Genomic DNA, 24,022 nt, shown 5'->3' with positions numbered 1-24,022 from the left:
ATTCGGCCTCACGACTTGTCGAACTTCTTGACGACGTCGGCCCATTTCTCGATGTCGCCGCGAAGGAATTTCTCGAACTGTTCCGGCGTCATGGACATGGGCACGGCACCCTGATCAGTCCAGAGCTTGACGACGTCGGGGCGCTTCACCATCGCGTTAACCGCGGCATTGAGCTTGTCGATGATCGGCTTCGGCGTGCCGGTGGGTGCCATCAGGCCGAGCCAGATCGTCGCCTCATAGCCCGCTACGCCTGCCTCGATCGCTGTCGGCACGTTCGGCAGCACGGTCGAGCGCTGCTTGCCCGTGGTCGCGAGGGCGCGGACCTGGTTTTCACCGATGTTCGGCGCCATCGCCGGCACGGCGTCGATCATCATCTGCACCTGCCCACCGATCACGCCGCTGCGCGCCTCGCCGCTGTTGCGATAGGGAACGTGGACGATTTCGACGCCGGCCAGGGCTTTGAACAGTTCGCCGGCCATGTGATAGGGCGTGCCCTGGCCCGAGGAGGCATAGTTCAACTTGCCCGGCTGCGCCTTAGCGAGCGCGATGAACTCTTGCAGCGTCTTTGCCGGAACCTGCGGGTTCACCACCATGACGAGATCGGAAGAGTTCACCGGCGCGATCGGCGCGAGGTCGCGCATCAGCTCGTATTTGCGTTTGTCCGGCGTCAGCAGCGATTCATTCGCGGTCTGGGTGTTGGACATCATCAACAGCGTGTAGCCGTCGGCGGGCGCCTTCGCCGCCTCGACCGTGCCGATGACACCGCCCGCGCCGGTGCGGTTCTCGATGACGAAGGGCTGGCCAAAGCTCTCCTGGAGGACATTGCCGATCAGCCGGGCAGCAACATCGGCCGGCCCGCCGGCGCCGAAGGGCACGATGATCCGGACTGCGTGGGTGGGATAATCCTGTGCAGAGGAGGGGGCTGCGGAGAATGAGGCGAGCAGGCCGACTGCGAGCGCCAGCACGAATCTTCGGACCATCTTGCCCACCTCCCTGATGTCGTTCTTGTTGGCCGGCACTGTAGCGGGAGGGCGCGCGAACTGTCGACGACTTACAAAGCCAAACTGGGCCGGAATATCAGGCGGTTTCCGGTGTGATCGGGCGGCATTTCGCAGTTGCGGCAGGACATTGCAGCGCGCGGGACTTGAGCAAATTGCATGGGCAATGCCGGATAAATGCGCTCGGCGGGCTGGTATTTTGGTGTTACGAATTTGGCCATGAACCAGCACGCCAAGATCGAAATCCGCCATTCGACCTGTCCGCACGACTGTCCCTCGGCTTGCGCGCTCGATATCGAGGTGGTCGAAGGCCGCAGCATCGGTCGCGTCCGCGGTTCGAAAAAGCAGACCTACACGGCCGGCGTCGTCTGCGCCAAGGTCGCCCGCTATGCCGAGCGCATCCATCACCCCGAACGGGTGACATTTCCGATGCGCCGCATTGGGCCGAAGGGCTCGGGCCAGTTTGCGCGGATCTCCTGGGACGAGGCGCTGGACGAGATCGCCGATCGCTTCAACCAAGCCGAGCGCGAGTTCGGTGCGGAGTCGATCTGGCCCTATTACTACGCCGGTACGATGGGCCTCGTGATGCGCGACGGCCTCAACCGCCTCACGCATGTGAAGAAATATTCGCGCTTCTATCAGACCATCTGCGCCAATGTCGGACGCATCGGGTTTGCGATCGGCACCGGCAAGATCGCCGGCGTCGATCCGCGTGAGATGGCGCTCTCCGACCTCGTGGTGATCTGGGGCACCAATCCGGTCAACACCCAAGTCAACGTCATGACGCACGCCTCGCGCGCGCGCAAGGAGCGTGGCGCGAGGATCGCCGCCGTCGACATCTACGACAACGACACCATGAAGCAGGCTGACATCAAGATCATCCTGCGGCCCGGCACCGACGGTGCCTTTGCCTGCGGCGTCATGCACGTGCTGTTCCGCGACGGCTATGCCGACCGCGCCTATATGGACAAATACACGGATTGTCCGGCCGAACTCGAGGCGCATCTGCGAACGCGGACGCCGGAATGGGCGTCTGCGATCTGCGGCGTGCCGGTGGCGGAGATCGAGGCCTTTGCCAAGGCCGTTGGCGAGACCAAGCGGACCTTCTTCCGTCTCGGCTACGGCTTCACCCGCTCGCGCAACGGCGCCACGCAGATGCATGCGGCGCTGTGCATTCCCGCGGTGACGGGGGCCTGGCAGTACGAAGGCGGCGGCGCCTTCTTCAACAATTACGCGCTGTGGCACTTCAACGAATCCATCATCGAAGGCCATGACGCGATCGACAAGACGACGCGCGCGCTCGACCAGTCGCAGATCGGCCGCATCCTCACCGGCGATGCCGAGGCGCTGCTCGGCAAGGGACCGATCAAGGCGATGCTGATCCAGAACACCAACCCGATGACGGTGGCGCCGGAGCAGGCGCTGGTGCGACAGGGCTTTGCACGCGAGGATCTGTTCGTCGCGGTGCACGAGCAGTTCATGACCGAGACGGCTGAGATGGCCGACATCGTGCTGCCGGCGACCATGTTCATGGAGCATGACGATCTCTATTACGGCGGCGGCCATCAGCACATCTCGGTCGGGCCGAAGCTGATCGACCCGCCCGGCGAATGCCGCTCCAACCACGAGGTATTGCAGGCGCTGGCGCCGCGGCTGGGCGCGAAGCATCCGGGCTTCGCGATGACGCCGCGCGAATTGATCGACGCGACGCTGAAGCTCAGCGATCACGGCGATATCGCGGGTCTCGAAGCCGACATCTGGCGCGACCTGCAACCGGACTTCCGCACCTCGCATTATCTCGACGGCTTTGCGCATGCCGACAGGAAATTCCATTTCAAGGCCGACTGGGCCCATCCGCCGTTCGGCCAGACGATGGGCGATTTCGACAAGATGCCGGCGTTGCCGGACCATTGGGCGGTGATCGAGCAGGCCGATCAGGCCCATCCGTTCCGGCTCGCGACCAGCCCCTCGCGCAGCTTTCTCAACACGACGTTCAATGAGACGCCGTCCTCGCAGGCGCGCGAGGGCAAGGCGAGCGTGATGATCCATCCCCTGGATGCGGCCGCGCTCGACATCGCCGAGGGCGATGCGGTGACGCTCGGCAACAGCCGCGGCGAGACCACGCTGATTGCCGCGCTGTTCGAGGGCGTCCGGCGCGGCGTGCTGATCGCCGAATCCGTTCATCCGAACAAGGGCCATATCGGCGGCCGCGGCATCAACATGCTGACGGGCGCCGACACGATTGCGCCGATCGGCGGAGCTGCGTTCCACGACAACAAGGTCTGGATCAGGAAAGCAGTCTCGGCCTGAGCGCTCCGCATCGATCGCCTCGCCAATTTGTGTCGAGGCGCTAAAGCGGCGCCTCGCCGCAGATAGCCCTTGCACCTGCCGCCCAAGCTGCCGCAAATGGCTGCAAAACGGGAGCAAGGAAGCGAGCGTGCCATGACCGACACCACAGCCGTCATCACCGAGAAGCGTGGGCAGGCGTTCCGGATCACCATCAACCGGCCGGAGAAGCGCAACGCGCTGAATGGCGACGTCATTGCTGGCATCACCAAAGGCTATCGCGACGCGCATGACGACAAGGATGTCCGCGTCATCGTGCTGACGGGCGCGGGCGACAAGGCGTTCTGCGCGGGCGCCGACCTGCAGAATTCCGGCGCGGCTTTCGCGATGGATCATTCCAAACCAAATGTCGACTATGCCGATCTCTTGCGTTTGTCACAGAACGCCACCAAGCCCGCGATCGCGCGGGTCGGCGGCGTCTGCATGGCTGGTGGCATGGGCCTGCTCTGCATGACCGACATGGCGGTCGCGGCCGATCACGTCGTCTTCGGCCTGCCGGAGGTCAAGGTCGGCGTATTTCCGATGCAGGTCCTGAGCCTGTTGCGGACCATCGCGCCGCCGCGGTTCGTCAACGAATGGGCGCTCACGGGCGAGCCGTTCGATGCCAAGGCCGCGCAAGCTGCGGGGCTGCTTAACTACGTCGTGCCCACAGCCGAGCTCGATGCCAAGGTCGATTGGCTGATTGGCCGCATCGTCGACAAATCCCCGACCGCGATCCGCCGCGGCAAATATGCCATGCGCGCGATCGCCTCGATGTCGTTCGACGAGAGCATCGCCTACACCGAAAGCCAGATCGCGCTGCTCGCGATGACCGAGGACGCGAAGGAGGGCCTGAAGGCGTTCAGCGAGAAGCGCAAGCCGGTCTGGACGGGACGGTGAGGGGCTGCTCGCTCTCTTGACCCGTCATCCTGAGGTGCGAGAGATGGGGCGCGTCGCGCCCCATCGGGAGCCTCGAAGGATGAACGGCCGAGATGCAGCCGGGCCGTTGCCCTTCGAGGCTTGCTCAGTGGCGCGGTTGCGCCGCTGAGCACGCGCCTCAGGGTGACGGGGATGGATTAGCGCTCGCCGCAGCCTCCTCGTCATTGCGAGCGTAGCGACGCAATCCAGAGTCTTTCCGCGGGCGGCAGTCTGGATTGCTTCGCTGCGCTCGCAATGACAGAGCAAGGTGCGTGGCCACCGCTCTCCAACTCACATCTCAAACAGCAGACACGGCTTCGCCCTCTCGCGGCGTGATTTCGCCCGAGGTTTGCTCTTCGCGTCACACCCTCTCTCAAAGAGGGCGCAGGGAAGGCCGGGTGCCGGCTGGCACCCGCAAGACTCCCGTGCAAGAATGATGCACACGCAACGCACAGGAGCGATACAGGGCAGCCGAAACATCCGGCCTTCCCTGCGCAGTGGTCTAACGGCTTATGCGCGCTCTCCCCGGAGACGAGTTCCTTTTTGCCTCCGTCACCTCCGCGAAATTCACGGACGCCGCCCCGGTTGAAGCGACCCCGCCTCCGCAAAGGCTTGACCGTAGCAACGACGGCCAGGACCACGCGTTTTCGCCGTACGCATTCAGCGCCGTTCGTCGTGTCGGTCCGCGATGCGCTCACGAGGTTCATCTCGCCCTGCGCACCACATTCCGCATCGACGCCGCTCGCGTCCACCGCAGCCCGATCCGCGGTTCGTGACGACGTACGACCGCCCCTTTCGCCGGATCAGGATGGCGGAAAGATGCGACAAATCAGAAATTCTGTAAAGGCGAATATTTTGGCGTGCGGCAGTTGACCGAGCACTGGCGTGTTTTGCCCGTCGGGCAGCGCACGATCTGGTAGCCCGGGTGAGCGCAGCGACACACGGGACAACATCCGTGGCGCTCCCGGATGTCGCTACGCTCATCCGGGCTACTGGACTGTCGGTCCGGGGCGTGCCCCGGAATGACCTTTAGCCTGCGTTGGCCTTCAGCCCCGCCGCCTGGATGCCGGCGACCGCGCAGGCTTCGTCATTGTCGGAGGTGTCGCCGGAGACGCCGACGGCGCCCAGCAGGATCGTACCGTCCATGATCAGCACGCCGCCGGGCACCGGCACCAGCGCCCCCTTGGCAATCGTGTTCACCGCGTCGATGAAATAGGCCTGTTCTTGCGCGCGCTGGAACAGGGCGCGCGAACCCATGCCCATCGCGAGCGCGCCATAGGCCTTGCCATGGGCGATCTCGGCGCGCATCAGGCTGGTGCCGTCCTGCGCCGCGGCGAGCTTGAGCACGCCGCGCGCGTCCAGGACGGTGACGACCAGCGGCTTCAGCTTGAGCTCGCCGGCCTTCGCGAAGGCGGCGTCGAGGATCTTGCGGGCGGTGTCGAGCGTGAGTTCAGCCATGGCTGGTTTCCTTTTCAGCGAGAGAGGTGGAATCTGTTCCGGTACGATCGAGGCTCATCGCCAGCACGCGTGCGACGTGAAGCGCCTCGCGCTGGGCGCCGTCATGGATCTGGTGCCGGCAGGAGGTGCCGTCGGCAACGATGAGCGTATTCTGGTCCGCGCTCCGCACGGCCGGCAGCAGCGATAGCTCGGCCATCTCGATCGAGGCATCGTAGGTGTCGGCGCCATAGCCGAAGGCGCCCGCCATGCCGCAGCAGCTCGACTCGATGATCTCGACCTTCAGGCCGGGGACGAGGCGCAGCACCTGCTCGACCGGCTTGAAGGCGCCGAAGGACTTTTGATGGCAATGGCCGTGCACCACGGCCTTCTCAGTGACGGTGCCGAGCGGCAGTTGCAGCCGGCCGGCCTCGGCCTCGCGAACCAGGAACTCCTCGAAAGTCAGTGCGTGGGCGCCGACGGCCTTGGCGTCGTTGTCCTTGCGCAGCGACGCCAGCTCGTCGCGCAGTGTCAGCAGACAGCTCGGCTCCAGACCGACGATCGGCACGCCGCGCGCGGCAAAGGGCGCGAAGGCGGCTACGAGACGATCGAGCTCGGATCTGGCCTCATCGACGAGGCCGGCGGAGAGGAAGGTGCGGCCGCAGCAGAGCGGGCGGCTGCCGCGCGCAGACTTCGGCAGATGGACACGATAGCCGCCGGCCGTGAGAACACGCAAAGCGGCGTCGAGATTTTCGCGCTCGTAGATGCGGTTGAAGGTGTCGGCGAAGAGAACGACTTCGCGGCCGGTCTGCGGCCCGACCGCTTCCGCGGGCGGTGCAAACACGTCGTTGCGGAACGCGGGCAGGGCGCGGCGCGCACTGATGCCGGCAAACCGCTCGAACAACTTTCGCAGCAGCGGGCTGCGGTTGCGCAAATTGGCGAGCGGCGCGAAGCGCGAGGCGAGGCCGGCATAGCGGGGGAGATAGCCGACCAGGCGATCGCGCAGCGTCAGGCCGTGGGAGGCGGCGCGCGCGGCGAGCACCTCGATCTTCATCTTGGCCATATCGACGCCGGTCGGACATTCGTGGCGGCAGGCCTTGCAGGAGACGCAGAGTTTTAGTGTCTCCATCATCTCGTCGGAGGACAACGCATCGGGGCCGAGCTGACCGGAGATCGCGAGGCGCAAAGTGTTCGCGCGCCCGCGCGTGACGTCCTTCTCGTTGCGCGTGGCGCGGTAGGACGGGCACATCACGCCGCCCTCGAGCTTGCGGCAGGCGCCGTTGTTGTTGCACATCTCGACCGCGCCCTGGAAGCCACCGCCGGCGCCGGGATAGGCAGACCAGTCGAGTTTTGTCTTGAGCTCGGCGACGCGATAATCGGGCTTGAAGCGGAACAGCGAGCGGTCGTCCATCCTGGGCGCATCGACGATCTTGCCGAGATTGAGGACGCCGTCAGGATCGAAGCGCTGCTTGACCTCCTTGAAGTCGGCGACGAGGCGCTCGCCGAACATGGTCTCGTGGAATTCGGAGCGCACCAAGCCGTCGCCGTGCTCGCCAGAATGCGAGCCCTTGTACTCGCGCACCAGCGCGAAGGCCTCCTCGGCGATGGCGCGCATCGCCTTGACGTCCTTCTCCAGCTTCAGATTCAGCACGGGCCTCACATGCAGGCAGCCCTCGGAGGCGTGGGCATACATCGTGCCGTTGGTGCCGTGCCTGGCAAACACCTCGTTCAGCCGCGCGGTGTAGTCGGCCAGGTGCGGCAGCGGCACGGCGCAGTCCTCGACGAAGGAGACCGGCTTGCCCTCCTGCTTCATCGACATCATGACGTTGAGACCCGCGGCCCGGAAATCGGCGATGCCGCTCTGGAGCGCCGGCTCGGTGATCTCCACCACGCCGCCCCATTTGCGTTTCTCGTTGTTCCAGCCGAAGCCGAGATCGCCCATCAGCTCGGAGAGCTGCTTCAGACGTGCGAGGTTAACCGCCTGGTCCTCTTCCGCGAATTCGACGACCAGCACGGCATCCGGATCGCCCTTGATGGCGGCGGAGATGATGGGGCGGAACATCGCGATGTCGCGGCCGAGCGCGATCATGGTGCGGTCGACCAACTCGACCGCGATCGGCTTCAGCTTGACCAGGTGCTGGGCCGCATCCATCGCCTCGTAGAAGCTGCCGAAATGGCAGACGCCGAGCGCCTTGTTGCGGATGACCGGCCACAGCTTCAGCTCGACCCTGGTGGTGAAGGCGAGCGTGCCTTCGGAGCCGACCAGCAGATGCGCCATGTTGTTGGGTGCGTTGCGCGGCACCAGCGCATCGAGATTGTAGCCGCCGACGCGGCGCTGCACCTTTGGAAAGCGCGCGGCGATCTCATCGGCCTCGCGCGCGCCGAGATCGAGCATGTCGCGGAACAGCGCGCGTGTGCTGTTGCTGGCCTCAATATCCGAGAGATCGCGCGAGACCTCGCCGAAGCGGCTCAGCGTGCCGTTGGCCAGTGAGGCCTCCATCGACAGCGTGTTGTCGCGCATGGTGCCGTACCGCAAGCTGCGGCCGCCGCAGGAATTGTTGCCGGCCATGCCGCCGATGGTGGCGCGCGAGGCCGTGGAGACGTCGACCGGAAACCACAGGCCGTGCTTTTTGAGCTGGCGGTTGAGGTCGTCGAGCACGATGCCGGGCTCGACCACGCAGGTCCGGTTCGCAACGTCGAGCGACAGGATCCGGTTCAGGTGCTTGGAGAGATCGATCACGAGCCCGTCATTGACGGTCTGGCCGCATTGCGAGGTGCCGCCGCCGCGCGGGGTGACCTTCAGCCCCTCGTCGCGGGCAATCGCCAGCGCCCGCAAGGCCTCGTCCATCGTCTTGGGCACCACCACGCCCGCCGGCATGATCTGGTAGAACGAAGCGTCGGTGGCGTAGCGGCCGCGGCTGAAGCCGTCGAACAGGACGTCGCCGGTCATTTCCGCGCGCAGGCGCCGTTCGAGCGAGGAGGCGTTTGTCATCCCTGATTCCAGCCTGATCCAGCGAGGGGGCTCGGCCTTGCTGAGTTATTCATTATGGTTCGCGTTCGATTATATTATGAATTCAAAATGAGCAAGCCGGTCGCCCTCAGGGCGAGGCCGGTGCGTTCTCTTCGGGCTCGGCGAGGTGCTCGATCGCAGCCGCCCGCTTGTTGCGCAGGTGCTGGAACAGGATGTCGCTGAGCTCGCTCGCTGCCCGGCGGCGCAGCGCATCGAGGATGGCTTCATGCTCGCGCATTGCTTCCGCCCAGCGTTGCCGCTTGCGGGCGAAATTGGCGGAATAGCGGACGCGGCGGATCCTGCCCGCGAAGTTGGCGTAGGCCGTCTTCAGCGTCTCGTTGCGGGCCGCCGCGACGATGCTCTCGTGGATGCGCTGGTTGGCCTGGAAATAGCCATGCATGTCGCGATGCAGGTAATGGCCGTACATCTCGTAATGGAGCTGCTCGATTGCGGTGATTTCCGCGTCGGTGATGGTTTCGCAGGCAAGGCGCCCGGCAAGACTCTCCAGTCCCGCCATCACGTCGAACAACTCTTCGAGATCGCGCTGGCCGAGCTGGCGCACGCGCGCGCCGCGGTTGGGCAGCAGCTCAATCAAGCCCTCGGCAGCGAGCACCTTTAAGGCTTCGCGCAACGGCGTGCGGGAGATGCCGAACATCTCGCAGAGCTGCCGCTCGGGAACACGTGCACCCTCGGGAATGTTGCCCTCGACCACGTAGTCGCGCAGCCGCAGCAGGATCTCGCCATGAAGCGAGGCCTCCTGGCGGTCGCCGCCATTTGCGGCTGGCGGGGCGATCGGAACGCCGGTGTCGGGAATCGTGGATTTCATTTGAAGCACAGTAGTTTGCCCGTTTGATCGCGTCGATGTCCACAATCGAATACCAAATTCAGATTGAAATGACAAAAAATGAATGCAAAATAGTGAACAGAGCCGGCCAGTACCCGCGCGAACGGAGGTTTTTATGCATCAAGGACGCCATTTCCTTCAGATTCCGGGCCCGAGCCCGGTCCCCGAGCGCGTCCTGCGCGCCATGGACATGCCTGTCATCGACCACCGCAGCGCGGAGTTCGGCGAGCTCGGCCGCGCCGTGCTCGAGGGCAGCCAGAAGATCTTCCAGACATCAGGCCCGGTCGTGATCTTCCCCTCGTCGGGGACCGGCGCCTGGGAGGCCGCGATCGTCAACACGCTGTCGCCGGGCGACAAGGTGCTGATGGTCGAGACCGGCCATTTCGCCACCCTATGGCGGCAGATGGCGGGGCGCTTCGGGATCGAGGTCGACTTCGTCCCAGGCGACTGGCGCCGCGGCGCCGATCCCGCCGTGATCGAGGCCAGGCTCACCGATGACACCGCGTGTGCGATCAAGGCCGTGATGGTCGTGCATAACGAGACCTCGACCGGGGCGACCAGCCGCATCGCCGAGATTCGCGCCGCCATCGACCGCACCTCGCACCCGGCGCTCTTGATGGTCGACACCATCTCCTCGCTCGGCTCGGTCGATTACCGCCACGACGAGTGGAAGGTCGACGTCAGCGTGAGCTGCTCGCAGAAGGGATTCATGCTGCCGCCCGGCCTCGGCTTCAACGCGATCTCGGACAAGGCCCGCACTGCTTCGAAGACCAACAAGATGCCGCGCTCCTATTTCGACTGGGAGGAGATGCTCAAGCCCAATGCCAAGGGCTTCTTCCCCTACACGCCGGCGACCAATCTGCTCTACGGCCTGCGCGAGGCGATTGCGATGCTGCTCGAAGAGGGGCTCGACAACGTGTTCGCGCGCCACCAGCGGCTGGCCGCCGCAACCCGTGCCGCCGTCAATCATTGGGGGCTCGAGATCCTCTGCCAGGAGCCGGCGGAGTTCTCGCCGGTGCTCACCGCGGTGCTGATGCCGCCGGGCCATGATGCCGATCAGTTCCGCAAAGTGGTGCTCGACAATTACAACATGTCGCTCGGCTCGGGCCTGTCGAAGGTCGCCGGGAAGGTCTTTCGCATCGGCCATCTCGGCGAATGCAACGCGCTGACGCTGCTAGGCGCGCTCACCGGCGTCGAGATGGGCCTGTCGGTCGCGGGCGTGCCGCACCGATCCGGCGGCGTCGATGTCGCGATGAAGCTCCTGGAGCAGCGCCCGCAGGGCAATACGTCGCCACATCTGAAGGTGGTCGACACTTAAGCCGCGCGAGCTCGGCCTTCGTCGCGATCGTTTCGCTACTCGTTGCCGGCTTCGTGATCGACACGACCGGCAACTGGTATCTGCCGTTCCTGATGTCGATGGGGCTGTTGCTGCTCCGTGGCCTCGTGGCCTTCCTGATGCATCGGGAGCGTCCGTTCGCGGAGGCCGAGGGGCGCATTCCCTCGTGAAGGGTGGTCGCCGCGGAGTGAGGGATCACGCCCGGCGCGAGGATCCGGTTATGCATGGGAGGGGTCTTTAGGAGAGGGGACAAGCCGGTCAAATGGTGCTATTCGGCGGCCACCAAAACCAAGGCTAGACCGGGAAGGACGCCGATGACCGTGCATACTGGAAGGCATTTCTTACAGATTCCAGGACCGACCAACGTGCCCGACCGGGTGCTGCGGGCGATGGACATGCCGACGCTGGACCATCGCGGTCCGGAGTTCGCCGAGCTCGGTTTCGCCGTTCTCGCCGCGATGCAGCGGGTGTTCCGCACCAAGCAGCCCGTGATCATCTTCCCCTCGTCCGGCACCGGCGCCTGGGAAGCGGCGATGGTCAATGTGTTCGCGCCCGGCGACAAGGTCCTGATGTGCGAGACCGGCCAGTTCGCCGTGCTGTGGCGCGGCATCGCCGACAAATTCAAGCTCGACGTCGACTTCATCCCGAGCGACTGGCGCCATGGCGCCGATCTCGCCGAGATCGAGCAGCGTCTCGCCGCCGACAAGCAGCACGCGATCAAGGCTGTCTGCGTCGTGCACAACGAGACTTCGACCGGTTGCGTCACGCCGCCCGCGGAAGTGCGCAAGCTGCTCGACCGCACAAAACATCCGGCGCTGCTGATGGTCGACACCATCTCCGGCCTCGGCTCGATGGAATACGAGCACGACGCCTGGGGCATCGACGTCTCGGTCGCAGGCTCGCAGAAGGGCCTGATGTTGCCGCCGGGCCTCGGCTTCAACGCCGTCTCGGAGAAGGCGCTCGCTGTTGCCAAGGCCAACCCCGGCATGCGCTCCTATTGGGACTGGCAGGAAGTCATCAGCTTCAACAAGCTCGGCACCTTCCCCTACACCCCCGCGACGAACCTGCTCTACGGCCTGCGCGAAGCGGTCAAGATGTTGGAAGAGGAGGGGCTGGAGAACGTCTGGAGCCGCCACAAGCGCCACAGCGCCGCGACGCGTGCCGCGGTCAAGGTCTGGGGCCTGGAGACGCAGTGCGCCGATCCCGCCGCGCATTCGCCGGCGCTGACCGGCGTGCGCGTTCCGGAAGGCCACGACGCCGATGCCTTCCGCAAGGTGGTGCTGGAAAGCTTCGACATGTCGCTCGGAACCGGCCTCAACAAGGTCAAGGGCAAGGTATTCCGCATCGGCCATATCGGCCATTTCAACGATCTGATGCTGATGGGCACGCTCGCCGGCGTCGAGATGGGCCTGGATCTTGCAAAGATCCCGCACCGGAGCGGCGGCGTGCTGGCGGCCATGGATGTCCTGAAGGGACGCGACGTGGTGCCGATGAAGGCGCAGGTCGCTTGAGGGCCCAGGCGGCCTGACCGAACTGTAGTGAAGAAAGTGAGCGCGCGATGAACGCACCGACGACGAACGAAGACCTGCTCTACTCCGTCCAGGACGGCATCGCGCGGATCACCTTCAACCGCCCCCAGGCGCGCAACGCAATGACCTTCGCCATGTATGACCGCATGGCGGAGATCTGCCAGGAGATCACCGCCGACCGTTCGATCAAGGCGCTGATCCTGACCGGCGCCGGCGACAAGGCGTTCGCCTCCGGCACCGACATTTCTCAGTTCCGTGCGTTCAAAACCGCGCAGGACGCGCTCGACTACGAGGCCCGCATTGACCGCGTGCTCGGCACGCTCGAGCAGTGCCGCGTGCCCGTGATCGCAGCGATCGCAGGGGCCTGCACCGGGGGCGGCGCCGGCATCGCAGCCTGCTGCGACCTCCGCATCGGCACCGAGACGACGCGGATCGGCTTTCCGATCGCGCGTACGCTCGGCAACTGCCTCTCGATGTCCAACATCAGCCGCGTCGTCTCGCTGGTCGGACCTGCGCGCACCAAGGACCTGATCTTCAGGGCGCGTCTGGTCGAGGCCCAGGAAGCGCTGGCGCTCGGCCTGCTCACCGAGATCGTGCCCGACGTCGAGACGTTGCAACGCCGCGCCGACGAGACCGCAAGGCTCGTCGCCAGCCATGCGCCGCTCACGCTGGAAGCGACCAAGGAGGCGGTGCGCCGCATCCGCCGCACGCTGTCGCGCGAAGAGGGCGAGGACCTGATCCTCAAGGCCTATATGAGCGAAGACTTTCGCGAAGGCATGGACGCCTTTCTCAACAAGCGGACACCGAACTGGAAGGGCAGGTAGCGGTTCCTTGCCTTTCGCGTCGCGCCAAATGCGGCGCGGCCGACGTCAATCGCCAGCTCCGTATCGAAGGCTGGCTGCGGCAGGCGCCTCGCGAAGCGTATGGATTCCGTCACGCATCCAGCCGCCGAGCCAATTTACGTACCAGGTTTCGCCCAACCTGCCGCCCAGATCGCCGGCGCCAGAAACAGTTCGAACGGCAGATGGCCGTTCCGCGCGTCAAGAGGCCGGCACTCGACCTGATGTCCGCAAATCTCGGGCGACCGAAGCCCGGGATCATTTCGTGCGGGCATCGCCTCATAACCAACAGGTCGATGATGATCGCTGCCGACCGGCGATAGATCGCATATCTGGCTGCGAAGCGTCCGGATCGAGCGGGCGATATGTCGCTGCGCTGTGCTTACGTTTGGTTATGTAGTCCCTGACCAGCGCCGAGATTCAATGCGCATCATAGGGCGTTGGATCGTCGTGCATTTCCTTGATCATCGCGTGCCAGTCTGGCGCGCGGAATCCGGTTCGTTTCGCAAAGTTGCTGCCATCGAGCCTGCGATCGCAGAGGAACTTCTCGTCGCGCTCGAGGGTCACGCCGAGCCCATATTGAGCGTTCACGATCTGCAAAAGCTCGTATTTGCTGATCGGCTCCGAGGCAACGTGCCAGACGCCATCGACGTCCGGATGGTCCGTCATCAGGTTTGCGACGAGATCCGACATGGCGCTGGTCGTGAGGCCAGTATAGAGAGCGCCGGCAAATCCCTTCGCATGCCCGCCGCGTTGCGACAGGAACCATTCGATCAGGCTGGAGCGTCCGCGCAGTTCCCTGCCGACGATGGATGACCGAATGGTGAGGCAGCCGGGCCCCGAAACTTCGCCCAGCAGCTTGCTGCGTCCGTAGATATCCTCGGCATCGGTCGGCGAATTTTCCGAAAATGGACCATTTCGGCCGGCGAACACGCAGTCGGTGCTGAACTGGATCAGACGGGCGCCGCGCTTCCTGCAAAGTGCGGCGGCCCTGTGCGGAAGCATCGCGTTGGCCGCGATCGACGTAATGGCATCCTTCGCCAGATCGAGCTGCTTGATGACGCCGACCGCATTGATCACGACATCAGGACCTACCGCCTCGATCGCGGCTTCGAGGGCCGAGTCCTGCAGAACATCTACGTTCGGTAGAATCTGGTGTGCGCCAGCAAGGGCTAACCGGGCCGCTGGCGTGTCGGGTATCGAAGACGAACGGATCGTTCCGGAAACCCGAAAGCCCTGCGCAGCCAGCCGCTGGACAAGCTTGTGCCCAAGCATGCCGGTCGCCCCAAGCACGAGCACGTGCGGGGCGCGACGATCCGTGTGTGGATCAGGCGGCAATTCGGACGACATTCTTCATTTCCACTCGCGATTGACGTGGCCGAGCATCTCAGCGGATGGCATCTATCTCACCGGTCTGTCAAGAAGATCCGGATTTCGCGAGGGCGGGCCCGGACCTGAGGCAGGTCGATGTGTCATTTCCGGTCCGCCCGGTGGTTGTCCCGCTTGACAAGTTCGAGTCATCAGGCGCACGGCTGGTGCTTCTGGACTTGTTGGCTATAAAGCTCGCCAGCTGCCGCGTATTTGGACCTAATCTCGGGGCTCGCCCCCATCAAGTAGGACCTCGACAGTCGTTATGGAAAGATTGCATCCGATTGACCCCCAGAACGGCCGATGTGCATTTTGCGAGGCAGAGGGTCTGGTAGAAGTCATTGATTTCGGCGAGGTTGCGCTGGCTGGCGGGTTCTTGAAGGAAGAAGCGTTCGCCAGAGAGTTGAAATTCCGCCTGCGGGTGTGCTTCTGCCCGAGCTGCTACGCTGTTCAGGTTCCCGACAAGGTCGATCCGAGCCTTCTGTTCGCCGACTACTTCTACTTCTCGTCGGCGATCCGGACGCTGCGGGAGCACTTTAACGACTACGCGACGGAAGTGGTGGCGCGCTTTGTCACGCCGCGCCATGCTACTGTGCTCGAATTCGGTTGCAATGACGGCATCCTCCTGAAGCCGCTGGCGGATCAGGGGATCGCCAATCTCATCGGCATCGATCCTGCGCTCAATATTCTGAAGACGATCGACGATCCGAGAATAAACACGGTTCATGGCTTCTTCAACGAATCGCTCGCCGAGGAGTTGATCGGGCGCTTCGGCAAGGCCGATCTGGTTCTCGCCAACAACGTGTTCGCGCATATCCCGGACATCAACGGCGTGACGCGGGCGGTAGAGAAGACCCTGAAGGACGACGGCGTTTTTGTCTTCGAGGTGCACTATCTCGGCAAGATCATCCAGGATCTCCAGTACGACATGATCTATCACGAGCACCTGTACTATTACTCCCTGCTCGCGCTCGAAAATCATTTCGCCCGCCACGGCATGACCGTCTTCGATATCAAGCCGATACCGATTCACGGCGGCTCGATGCGTTACTATGTCTGCAAGAAGAACAGTTTCCACGCGAAGGACATCTCGGTCCGCGTGCATAATCTGCGGAACGAGGAGCGAGCGCTTGGCTATGACCGTGCGGAGACCTACACGACCTTTGCTGCAAACTGCGCCGACCGTCGCCAACGGCTGATGGAGCTCTTGACACGGCTGCGCGCAAAGGGCCGCACGATCGCCGGATACGGCGCATCGGGCCGCGCCAACACCATCATCCAGTATTGCGGTATCGGGCGCGAGCACGTCGAATACATGATCGATGATGCGCCGGCAAAGCGCGGCTATTCGACCCCCGGTTCGCATCTGATGATCCGCAGCAACGACGTGCTGCGTACGAATCCTCCGGATTACCTGCTGATCTTTGCCTGGAGCTTCTTCAATGAAATTGCGGCGAAGAGCGCAGACTACGTCGCGCAAGGCGGCCGGTTGATGGTACCGCTTCCCGATGTGCGGATAACATTCTATCCGACGTCGGACGATCTGCTCTAGAAAAACTGAACTACCCGGTAAAAGTCGGAGACTAGAATGAAAGTTATGTCGATTTTCGGCACGCGGCCGGAAATGATCAAGATGTGGTCGACGTTCAAGAAGCTCGATGCCTTGAACTTCGAGCACATCATGGTTCATACCGGCCAGAATTTCACGCCGGAGCTCAAGGATTTCTTCTTCCGCGATCTCGAGCTGCGGGAGCCGGATCACCAGCTCAATATCGACACCTCGAGCTACTCGCGCGAAGTCGCTGACGTGATCATCAAGTCCGACCAGCTGTTCGAACAGTACAAGCCGGACGCGCTACTGATCCTCGGCGATACCTTCAGCGGATTGTCGGTGATGCCCGCGGCACAGCGCGGCATTAAGATCTTCCACATGGAAGCCGGGCTGCGAGCGTGGGACAAACGGATGCCGGAGCAGCGCAACCGCATCCTGATCGACCACATGAGCAGCATCCTGTTGCCGTTCAATGCCTATCACAGGGAAAATCTCCTCCGCGAGAACATCCATCCCTCGAAGATCTTCGTGTCCGGCAATCCGACCTTCGAGGTGATGCGTCACTTCCTGCCGCAAATCCAGGCCTGCGACGTCCTCAAGCGCATGAACCTGTCGCCGAAGGGCTACATTCTGGTTACCGCGCATCGCAGCGAGAACGTCGACAATCCGGTCTATCTCGCCCGCCTGTTCGAGGCTTTCGGAGAGATGGCGCGCCGCTTCAAGCGCGAAGTGATCTATCCCATGCACCCGCGCACCAAGAGCAAGCTCAAGGATATCAAGATCGCAGACGGCGTTCGTGTCATGGCGCCGCTCGGATTCTACGACTTCAACAAGCTGCTTGCCGAGAGCTTCTGCGTGCTTTCGGATTCCGGCACCGCTCCGGAAGAGGCGCTGTTCTACAAGGTGCCATGCGTCAGCCTGCGCATGACCACGGAGCGGCCGGAGACTGTCGAGGCCGGCGCCGTCGTGGTCGGCGGCATGGACGTGTCCAACCTCGTGGACGCCGTGGAAACGGTGACCGGCCAGGATTGGCAGGTGCGCTACGACTTCAACGAAAACTTCGCGGCGTCCTCGGTTGTCGTCAACTGCATCCGCAGCCAGATCACCAACTGGTTCTGAGCAGACTGACGACGCGCGCCGAACGGGTTTGCCGGCCCTGGAGGAATCCAGGCCGGCTTTTTTCTCGGCCCTGGATGCTGGAGACCGGATGACGGTCCCCGGCGGCATCATCGCTTGAAGATGTAGTGGAGATAGCGCCAGTAGATGCTCCACTGGTAGGTGAACTTCGACTCCGAGCCCTCTTCCTGTCTCACCGTCAGGACGTAGGGCACTTCATCGAAACTGAAGCCCATCTTGCCCGCAAGATAGACCTCTTCGATCAGGACGATGAAACCTCTCTCCGTGGTCGGGATGCGGGCCCAGGCTTCGGTTCGGATCGCGCGAAACCCGTTCGTGAAATCCGTGATCGGCAGGCCCATCACCATCCGGGCCAGCAGATTTCCCGCGCGGGAAATCCAGTAGCGTTGCCACGAAACGCCTTTGACCGTGCCTCCCTTATCGTACCGGGTTGCCTTCACGAGATCGACGCGGCGCTGCATGGGCTCGAAGAAGTTGGCGATGAAATGCGGAGCCTGCGTTCCGTCGGCATCCATGACCAGCGCGTACTCAAAGCCATTTTCAGCCGCGACCCGGCAGAGGGTCCGCTGGGCTGCACCGTAACCACCGTTCTGGGCATGGCGCTCGAGAATGAGAGACGGGAACTTTTGCTGCAGCCGAAGCAAGATGTTCCAGGTCTCGTCCTTGCTGCCGTCGTCGACGGCGACGATCGCCGTGCGGGTGGGGACCGTGCTCAGGAACGAAGAAATGTTGGTCACGCAGTTTTCGATCGCGGCCGCCTCGTTGTAGGTGGGCAGCGCAATACAAAAGCTCGGCAGCCTTTCGGCACTCTCCGCCGGGTGGGAGCTCGCAGCAGCGGACGAGGCGTCGGCGGGGTCTTGCAAGTGCAGATCTCCAACAGGGCTAACCGATACGGGGTCCACTATCCGGCCCGCCGGACCTGTGCAGAAGCGCCGTTACCGGCGCCTCCAATCAAGGCCGCCAGCCGCGGATCAATCCACCGCCGGAATAGAACGAGACAAAGCAGGACGGCAAGCCCAATGCCCGAAAATATCTTGCCGATCAAGAATGTCCGGGGGGCATAGCGCATCTCGACGACATGCTTGCCCGGGTCCAGCAGCACGCCCCGGAAGGCCTGATTGACCAGGCCAAGATGACGTTCCTCTCCGTCGACCCAAACCTTCCAGTTCGGATGCCAGGCATCGTTGAGCACAAGAACCCCCTTTTGCGACAGGGTGGCTGAGATCTCGACCTTGGTATGGTCGTAGCGCGTGATTTCGGCTGGTTCGGGCTGGCCCGGAGGCTCCGCACGCGAGCCCAGAATTCCACTTGCTCTTGCCTCCGCTATGAAAACGGGATCGTCGGAGGTCGCAACCTCGCGCAGCGACCTGTCGATATCCAGCGGCGTCTGGTGTCCTTCGGAAACCTGATGGACGATGAGTGCACGCGGTAACGGATCGGGATTTTCGACGATTGTAAATTTGGCATCTTCATAAATGGTCTTCCAGCGGGACTCCGCTACGAAGTGACGGAGGCGCACGTACGTGGTCGGCAACACCAGAAATCTGACGCCGAGAAAGTCGAGCCCGCGCAGATTGAGAAAATCCGCGTCCGGCGCCAGCACCAGGGTTGCGAACGTCTGCCACCGTTGGGCCGGATTGGGAAGGATCAGGCGATTGAAAAGATCTTCATACCGGGGGAATAGCTGAAAGTTCATCGACCCGATCTGGTACAGCCCGTAAGCGCTGCCGTATTCCGGCGGAACGCCCGGCTGTCCGTAACTTGCGATCCGATGCAAGCCGCCCTGCTTTTGCAGGACACCGATGAAAGGCGCGGGATCTAGGAAACGGTCGTATCGCACCGGCCTGTAGTGGTTCACGTCGAACGTGAGTTCGCCCCATGACAGCAGAACCAGGCTCAACGCCACGATGATCGGAGCGGTTCGTGTCCGTCGCAGGATGATCAGCGCCACGCCTGCCTCGATGAGCGCTAGTGTCACCCCGAGATAGAGCGGGTACTTGATGTTTTCCTTGCCCCAGACGAGCGTCGTATAGGCGAACGCTCCTGCGATCACCGCTGCACCGACGAGCAACGGAATAACCCGCACTCCGCTCTCCAGCAGGGCTTGCAGGCCGAATGCAACGACGATCGTGAAGATCAGCCCGATGCTGATCCATACATATTGTTCGCCAAGGCTGCCGATCACCGGGATCGCATTGACGACCGATGAGACGCCGGCCAGACCATAGACCCGTGCGATGAGCACGAAGAGCACCACGCAGAGGGGAATGAGGATCGTTTTCTGAAAGACCGGCCAAGGCCGCGCGATCTGGGTGGCGATCAGGGCGCCGATGATGCCCTGGTGAAATGCGAAGTTGCCGCGCATCTGCGAGAGCTGCGGCGTAGCGGGGACGTAGGACTCGAAGGCGTGCTTCGGCGTGAAGAGTGAGATCAGGTTGAAGAGGTTCGTCGGGAAGAACACCCGCTTTGCATAGAAGTCGCCGGTACCCATGTATTTCAGCGCTTCGAAGATCGGCAGGTACACAATTGCGAGCGTGAGCAGGGCCAGCGCGACGCCGCCAAGCTGGCCTGCGATCAACACGCCCGCGGTCCTGAAAATCGAGCCCGGTCCGCGCTCCCGCGGGATTGAATGTCCGATCGATGCAGCAGCGCCGACCAGCAAGGCGGTCGCCATCGTCAGGATCGTCGTGGGCAGAAACGTCGTGGCGAGGGTCAACCCCGTCCCACACGAGATTCCGACAATCTTCAAGGCGCTCGGGCGCCGTGCGAAGCTCACCAGGGCCAATGTCAGAACCGGAAAATAGAGCCAGGTCTGCGAGACATTCGAGCCCATATTGGCAATGTAATACCCGTTCAGCAGATAGGTGACGCCACCGGCAAGGGCCGCGATGAGGGACAGCCGGAATTCGATCGTCAGCAGCACGAGCAGGCAGAAGACGGCGATCAGATTGAGAAACAGGAAGACGGCGTGGAACGCCCCGTCACTGCCGCCGAGAAGTGCGGTGATGATCGATAGGGGCGACGTCTTGATATCGACGAGTGTTTCGGGACCGTATGCACCAGTTGCCGAATACGGATTCCAGTAGATCGACTGCCCGTCGTGAAAGCTGCGCCGGACGAATTGTATGCCGGGCTCGGACTGGAATGCGGCGCCTCCCGGATCAGTCAGCCCGTCGTAGGTTGTGCGGTTCTCCCTTTCGGCAAATAACCGGACCTTCTTTTGCTGGTCGTAGGTGATGTTGACGACATTTGCGTTGCTCAGGCTGGCTCTGAGAAAGATGACGTCCGGAAATGCGCACACGATCAACCAGATCGCGGCCAGTGCGCAAAGACCAAGGATTCTACGGTTGTCTGGACCGGATTTGTGTTCCGCGAGAATCGTCAAAACCGAAAAGCCGCGCCGTCCTAATATCACGATCGATCCGCTCCACACGCATTGCAGCCACTGGCGTTGACGCGGCGGCTTTCTTCTGTCGTGCACCATACACGGGCATGCGGCAAGACGCGACGACCAGTGAGGATTCCGATAAATCGCCCCGGGCGGGATCGTCGAAGGAGCGCGGTCTCAGCAACCAGTCGCCAGTTCCTGTCGAGAACGAATTGGCAGGTTCAGCTAAATCTGAAGCGGGCCGCCGAATAAGCGGGAAATCATAAGCAGGCAACGGCCGGGCGGCGTGGGTAGACCCTCTTTGGTATTGAATTCACAGGTCAGCAAGGGTACATCGCGGCTTCGTCCCAAGCCCAGCTGCGCCCGGCGAATAGGCTTCGAGACGCCCGGCGCAAGACCGGAATTGATTTTGGCCGTGCATTGCCTGCCCGAGGATACGCCGTATGAGGTTCTGCCTGCAGTGCCAAAGCACGGAGATCGACAAGAATTGGCGATGCGGGGTTTGTGACTTTTCACCGGCCCGGATTTGCGGTTTCCCCTGTTTCGCACCAGCGCTTGCCGCGGAAAACGACGGCATGCATGCCGAGTCGCATGACCATTTGGACCTGCTGCAGGACCAGAGCTTCTGGTTTCGCGCGCGTAATCGGCTGATTGAGGACCTGTGCCGCCGGCATTTTCCCGGCGCGCGAAGGATACTCGAACTGGGTTGTGGTACTGGCTATGTCACGCAGGCCCTGCGCAAAGCAATGCCAGATGCTACGATCAGCGCCAGCGAGATCTATACCAACGGGCTGAGCCACGCCCAGCGACGCTTGGGCCCCGGTGTCGAATTGCTGCAGATGGACGCTCGCGAAATCCCGTTCCGCGAGGAATTCGACCTGATCTGCGCCTTCGATGTGCTGGAACATATCGATGAGGATACGCGCGTGCTGAAGCGCATCGTCGAAGCATTGTCACCGGGAGGTGGGGTCATGCTGTCGGTTCCTCAGCATCGCTTTCTCTGGAGCCAGGTAGACGTCTATTCACATCACAAGCGGCGCTATCTGACGGGCGAACTGACGACGAAGTGCGTCGACGCGGGCCTCACCATTGTGCGCGATACGTCGTTCGTCTGTTCGCTTCTGCCGTTGATGTTCATTCAGCGCATGACCGAGCAGAAGGAGACTAACTTCAACCCAAGCTTTGAGCACACTCTGCCCCGCTTTCTCGACAGAGCCTTTGAAATGGCCCTCGACCTCGAGCGGCGCCTCATTCAAACTGGTATCTCCCTCCCGTTCGGCGGTTCGCGCTTCGTGCTGGCCCGACTGGAAGCCTCCCGCGTCTAAAAGATCGGCATACTGCGATGGGGACAGGAAAGTGTGCGGATAGGAAAGTGCGCGGAAAAGGCGCCCATTGCACTACAAACGGACGTTCTATGAATTCATCGGCGCGCATCTAGAGGCGCCCGGATCGCATGCTAAAGAATTTCGGAAAAGCAGGATCTCGCGGCAGCGACACATTGACGGTCTCCAAGGCTGACTATCGGAGCGATATTGACGGCCTGCGGGCCATCGCCGTTCTGTTGGTGATCACATTCCATGCCTTTCCGGCGGCAATACCGGGGGGGTTCATCGGCGTAGACGTATTTTTCGTCATTAGCGGCTATCTGATTACGGGAATCATCTGGCGGGAATTGTGCTCGGGAAGTTTCAGCCCGATGAGCTTTTACGCCCGCCGAATCCGTCGCATCTTCCCCGCCCTCGTTGTCGTCCTGACGGCCGTGATGGCGCTCGGCTGGTTTACCTTGCTGCCGAATCCGTTGGCCCAGGTCGGACTGCAATCGCTCGCAGGCGGGCTATTTTTTCCTAATATCCTGTTTCTGAATCAATCGGGATATTTCGATCAGGCTGCAGAAACCAAGCCTTTGCTGCACCTGTGGTCCCTCGGTGTCGAGGAACAGTTCTACCTGGTTTGGCCGTGGTTGCTGTTCTCCATTCGGCGCCGGCCGCGAGCGCTGATCGTCGTCGTCGCCATCCTCGTCGCTGCCTCTCTGATCTACAGCATCAGGATCACAGGCCGCGATCCGGTCACGGCATTCTATTCGCCGATCTCGAGACTCTGGGAATTGGGCGCCGGCGGTTTGCTCTCGTTTCTGCCGCGGATAACGAGGTTCGGAAACCTTGTTTCAACGGCCGGGCTTGTCGTCATCGCTGCAAGCGCGGCGCTCATTAACAGCAAGATACCGTTTCCAGGCATCGCAGCACTGGGCCCTGTGATCGGTGCCATGATGGTGGTGATCGCCAGATCAGATGTGTTGAGCTCGAAGCCCTTGGTGGCGATCGGGAGCATAAGTTATCCGCTTTACCTCTGGCATTGGCCGCTGCTGAGGTTTGCAGCGGCAGCCGGCCTGACATCTCCAACTCAAACCATGAGTGTGGTCGCCGTCAGCTTTATCCTCTCGTTCATGACCGCCAAGTGGGTAGAGCGTCCAATCAGGTTTGGCGACCTTAGGCGTGTCGGCGTAGGAGCTTCCGTGGCGTCCATGCTGCTGGTTGTCACCATGTCCTTGGTGATCTGGCGCAGCGGCGGGGCGCTCTGGCGATACCCCTCGGAAATCCGGCCCGTGCTGGAAACGATGAACTATAACCCAAGCGACGATGCCCGCATGGATTGCTGGTTGGATAGCAAAGCGGGCTTCGATGCCTATGCAGCGTCGTGCAAAACTGGAAAAACGGTAGTTTGGGGCGACTCCCACGCGGGACGACTTTACACGGGCCTTCGGAAAGATGGCGGGGGCATATCTCAATTCGCTCGCGACTCGTGCATGCCGATAGTTGGAGATGCATCCCTCTCGCCGGTTTGCGCAGCGAGCAACGTCCAGGCTCTGAAAGAGATTGAGCGGACCCGGCCGCGAAGAGTGATCGTGTTTGCCGTGTGGATGCACTACAAACCTGACTTTGCAGCGCTAGAAGCCACCTTGCGAAGGTTGAAGGCCGCGGCAGATGACGTGATCTTGCTGGGACCATCGCCGTCATTTACCCCCAATCTTCCTGAACAGGCTTATCAACACTGGTTGTCGCGCGGTGTGCTCCCTGAGCGTCTAATTCCCGTTACGCAGAATTATCGTGAGATGGATGCGGCGCTGCTTTCGGCGGCCAGGGGAGCTGGAGCCACGTTCGTCTCGCTGCACGACGCTATGTGCAACCAAGAAGGCTGTTTGACTCACACCCAGACCGGAAAGTCAGACCTCGTTAGTTGGGACTATGGCCACCTCACGACAAGCGGTGCGCGCTTCGTTGCCGATCTGGCAGGCTTGAATGGAAAAAACGATAAAGCCGAGCAACCTTAAGTTCTTACGCTCCACG

17 protein-coding genes are annotated in these 24,022 nt (G+C 62.4%); 10 read left to right on the top strand and 7 right to left on the bottom strand.

Annotation, left to right across the window (positions count from 1 at the left end):
* Positions 1-8: 8 nt before the first annotated feature.
* Positions 9-980 carry a Bug family tripartite tricarboxylate transporter substrate binding protein gene (locus tag GPL20_RS00565; RefSeq protein ID WP_157326870.1) on the bottom strand — a complete coding sequence of 324 codons (972 nt, stop codon included), beginning with the start codon at positions 978-980 and terminating at the stop codon, positions 9-11.
* 237 nt (positions 981-1,217) lie between these two features.
* Between GPL20_RS00565 and GPL20_RS00560 the strand changes: the two genes are divergently transcribed.
* Complete coding sequence (locus GPL20_RS00560) at positions 1,218-3,308, top strand: molybdopterin oxidoreductase family protein (RefSeq protein ID WP_157326869.1); 2,091 nt, start codon at positions 1,218-1,220, stop codon at positions 3,306-3,308.
* Between the two features lie 132 nt (positions 3,309-3,440).
* Positions 3,441-4,223 carry an enoyl-CoA hydratase/isomerase family protein gene (locus GPL20_RS00555; RefSeq protein WP_157326868.1) on the top strand — a complete coding sequence of 261 codons (783 nt, stop codon included), beginning with the start codon at positions 3,441-3,443 and terminating at the stop codon, positions 4,221-4,223.
* Between the two features lie 1,047 nt (positions 4,224-5,270).
* On the opposite strand, the gene GPL20_RS00550 is transcribed toward GPL20_RS00555, so the two are convergent.
* The 3 genes from GPL20_RS00550 to GPL20_RS00540 all read right to left on the bottom strand — a co-directional run bounded on the left by GPL20_RS00550 (position 5,271) and on the right by GPL20_RS00540 (position 9,511).
* A complete protein-coding gene (locus GPL20_RS00550) occupies positions 5,271-5,699 on the bottom strand; it encodes a GlcG/HbpS family heme-binding protein (RefSeq protein ID WP_157326867.1) in 429 nt (142 codons plus the stop codon).
* Positions 5,692-8,667, bottom strand: a complete 2,976-nt coding sequence (locus GPL20_RS00545; protein ID WP_157326866.1) for an FAD-binding and (Fe-S)-binding domain-containing protein — start codon at positions 8,665-8,667, stop codon at positions 5,692-5,694. Before GPL20_RS00545 ends, GPL20_RS00550 begins: the two co-directional genes overlap by 8 nt.
* Positions 8,668-8,773: 106 nt before the next feature.
* On the bottom strand, positions 8,774-9,511 hold the full coding sequence (locus GPL20_RS00540; RefSeq protein WP_157326865.1) for a GntR family transcriptional regulator: 738 nt from the start codon (positions 9,509-9,511) through the stop codon (positions 8,774-8,776).
* A 133-nt stretch (positions 9,512-9,644) separates the two neighbouring features.
* On the opposite strand from GPL20_RS00540, the gene GPL20_RS00535 reads away from it, so the two are divergent.
* The 4 genes from GPL20_RS00535 to GPL20_RS00520 all read left to right on the top strand — a co-directional run bounded on the left by GPL20_RS00535 (position 9,645) and on the right by GPL20_RS00520 (position 13,218).
* Positions 9,645-10,847: a pyridoxal-phosphate-dependent aminotransferase family protein gene (locus GPL20_RS00535; protein WP_373568191.1), complete on the top strand. Its 1,203-nt coding sequence runs from the start codon at positions 9,645-9,647 to the stop codon at positions 10,845-10,847.
* 53 nt (positions 10,848-10,900) lie between these two features.
* On the top strand, positions 10,901-11,035 hold the full coding sequence (locus tag GPL20_RS00530) for a hypothetical protein (RefSeq protein ID WP_373568190.1): 135 nt from the start codon (positions 10,901-10,903) through the stop codon (positions 11,033-11,035).
* Between the two features lie 144 nt (positions 11,036-11,179).
* Positions 11,180-12,376 (top strand): pyridoxal-phosphate-dependent aminotransferase family protein, encoded by a 1,197-nt coding sequence (locus GPL20_RS00525; RefSeq protein ID WP_167532828.1) that lies wholly within the window; start codon positions 11,180-11,182, stop codon positions 12,374-12,376.
* A gap of 47 nt (positions 12,377-12,423) precedes the next feature.
* The gene (locus tag GPL20_RS00520) at positions 12,424-13,218 is read left to right on the top strand and encodes an enoyl-CoA hydratase/isomerase family protein (RefSeq protein WP_157326862.1); all 795 of its coding nucleotides are present in this window, start codon (positions 12,424-12,426) and stop codon (positions 13,216-13,218) included.
* A 435-nt stretch (positions 13,219-13,653) separates the two neighbouring features.
* Here GPL20_RS00520 and GPL20_RS00515 read toward each other — a convergent pair whose 3' ends face one another.
* Positions 13,654-14,583 (bottom strand): dTDP-4-dehydrorhamnose reductase family protein, encoded by a 930-nt coding sequence (locus GPL20_RS00515; protein ID WP_157326861.1) that lies wholly within the window; start codon positions 14,581-14,583, stop codon positions 13,654-13,656.
* A gap of 283 nt (positions 14,584-14,866) precedes the next feature.
* Here GPL20_RS00515 and GPL20_RS00510 point away from each other — a divergent pair, with 283 nt between their 5' ends.
* Together GPL20_RS00510 and wecB are read left to right on the top strand one after the other, a co-directional pair.
* Positions 14,867-16,153, top strand: coding sequence for a class I SAM-dependent methyltransferase (locus GPL20_RS00510; RefSeq protein WP_157326860.1), 1,287 nt, complete (start codon positions 14,867-14,869; stop codon positions 16,151-16,153).
* A gap of 36 nt (positions 16,154-16,189) precedes the next feature.
* Complete coding sequence (gene wecB, locus GPL20_RS00505; RefSeq protein ID WP_157326859.1) at positions 16,190-17,272, top strand: non-hydrolyzing UDP-N-acetylglucosamine 2-epimerase; 1,083 nt, start codon at positions 16,190-16,192, stop codon at positions 17,270-17,272.
* A gap of 107 nt (positions 17,273-17,379) precedes the next feature.
* Here the strand turns inward: wecB and GPL20_RS00500 are convergent, their stop codons facing one another.
* Together GPL20_RS00500 and GPL20_RS00495 are read right to left on the bottom strand one after the other, a co-directional pair.
* Positions 17,380-18,153 carry a glycosyltransferase gene (locus tag GPL20_RS00500; protein ID WP_157326858.1) on the bottom strand — a complete coding sequence of 258 codons (774 nt, stop codon included), beginning with the start codon at positions 18,151-18,153 and terminating at the stop codon, positions 17,380-17,382.
* Between the two features lie 38 nt (positions 18,154-18,191).
* Positions 18,192-20,774, bottom strand: a complete 2,583-nt coding sequence (locus GPL20_RS00495; protein ID WP_157326857.1) for a YfhO family protein — start codon at positions 20,772-20,774, stop codon at positions 18,192-18,194.
* Positions 20,775-21,121: 347 nt separating this feature from the next.
* Between GPL20_RS00495 and GPL20_RS00490 the strand changes: the two genes are divergently transcribed.
* Both GPL20_RS00490 and GPL20_RS00485 read left to right on the top strand, forming a co-directional pair.
* Positions 21,122-22,003 (top strand): class I SAM-dependent methyltransferase, encoded by an 882-nt coding sequence (locus tag GPL20_RS00490; RefSeq protein ID WP_157326856.1) that lies wholly within the window; start codon positions 21,122-21,124, stop codon positions 22,001-22,003.
* A 128-nt stretch (positions 22,004-22,131) separates the two neighbouring features.
* Positions 22,132-24,006, top strand: coding sequence for an acyltransferase family protein (locus GPL20_RS00485; protein WP_157326855.1), 1,875 nt, complete (start codon positions 22,132-22,134; stop codon positions 24,004-24,006).
* The last annotated feature ends 16 nt before the right edge of the window (positions 24,007-24,022 follow it).

It is taken from the genome of Bradyrhizobium cajani (assembly GCF_009759665.1).
GTDB classification, from domain to species: Bacteria; Pseudomonadota; Alphaproteobacteria; order Rhizobiales; family Xanthobacteraceae; genus Bradyrhizobium; species Bradyrhizobium cajani.
This window is presented reverse-complemented; position numbering and strand designations above follow the sequence as displayed.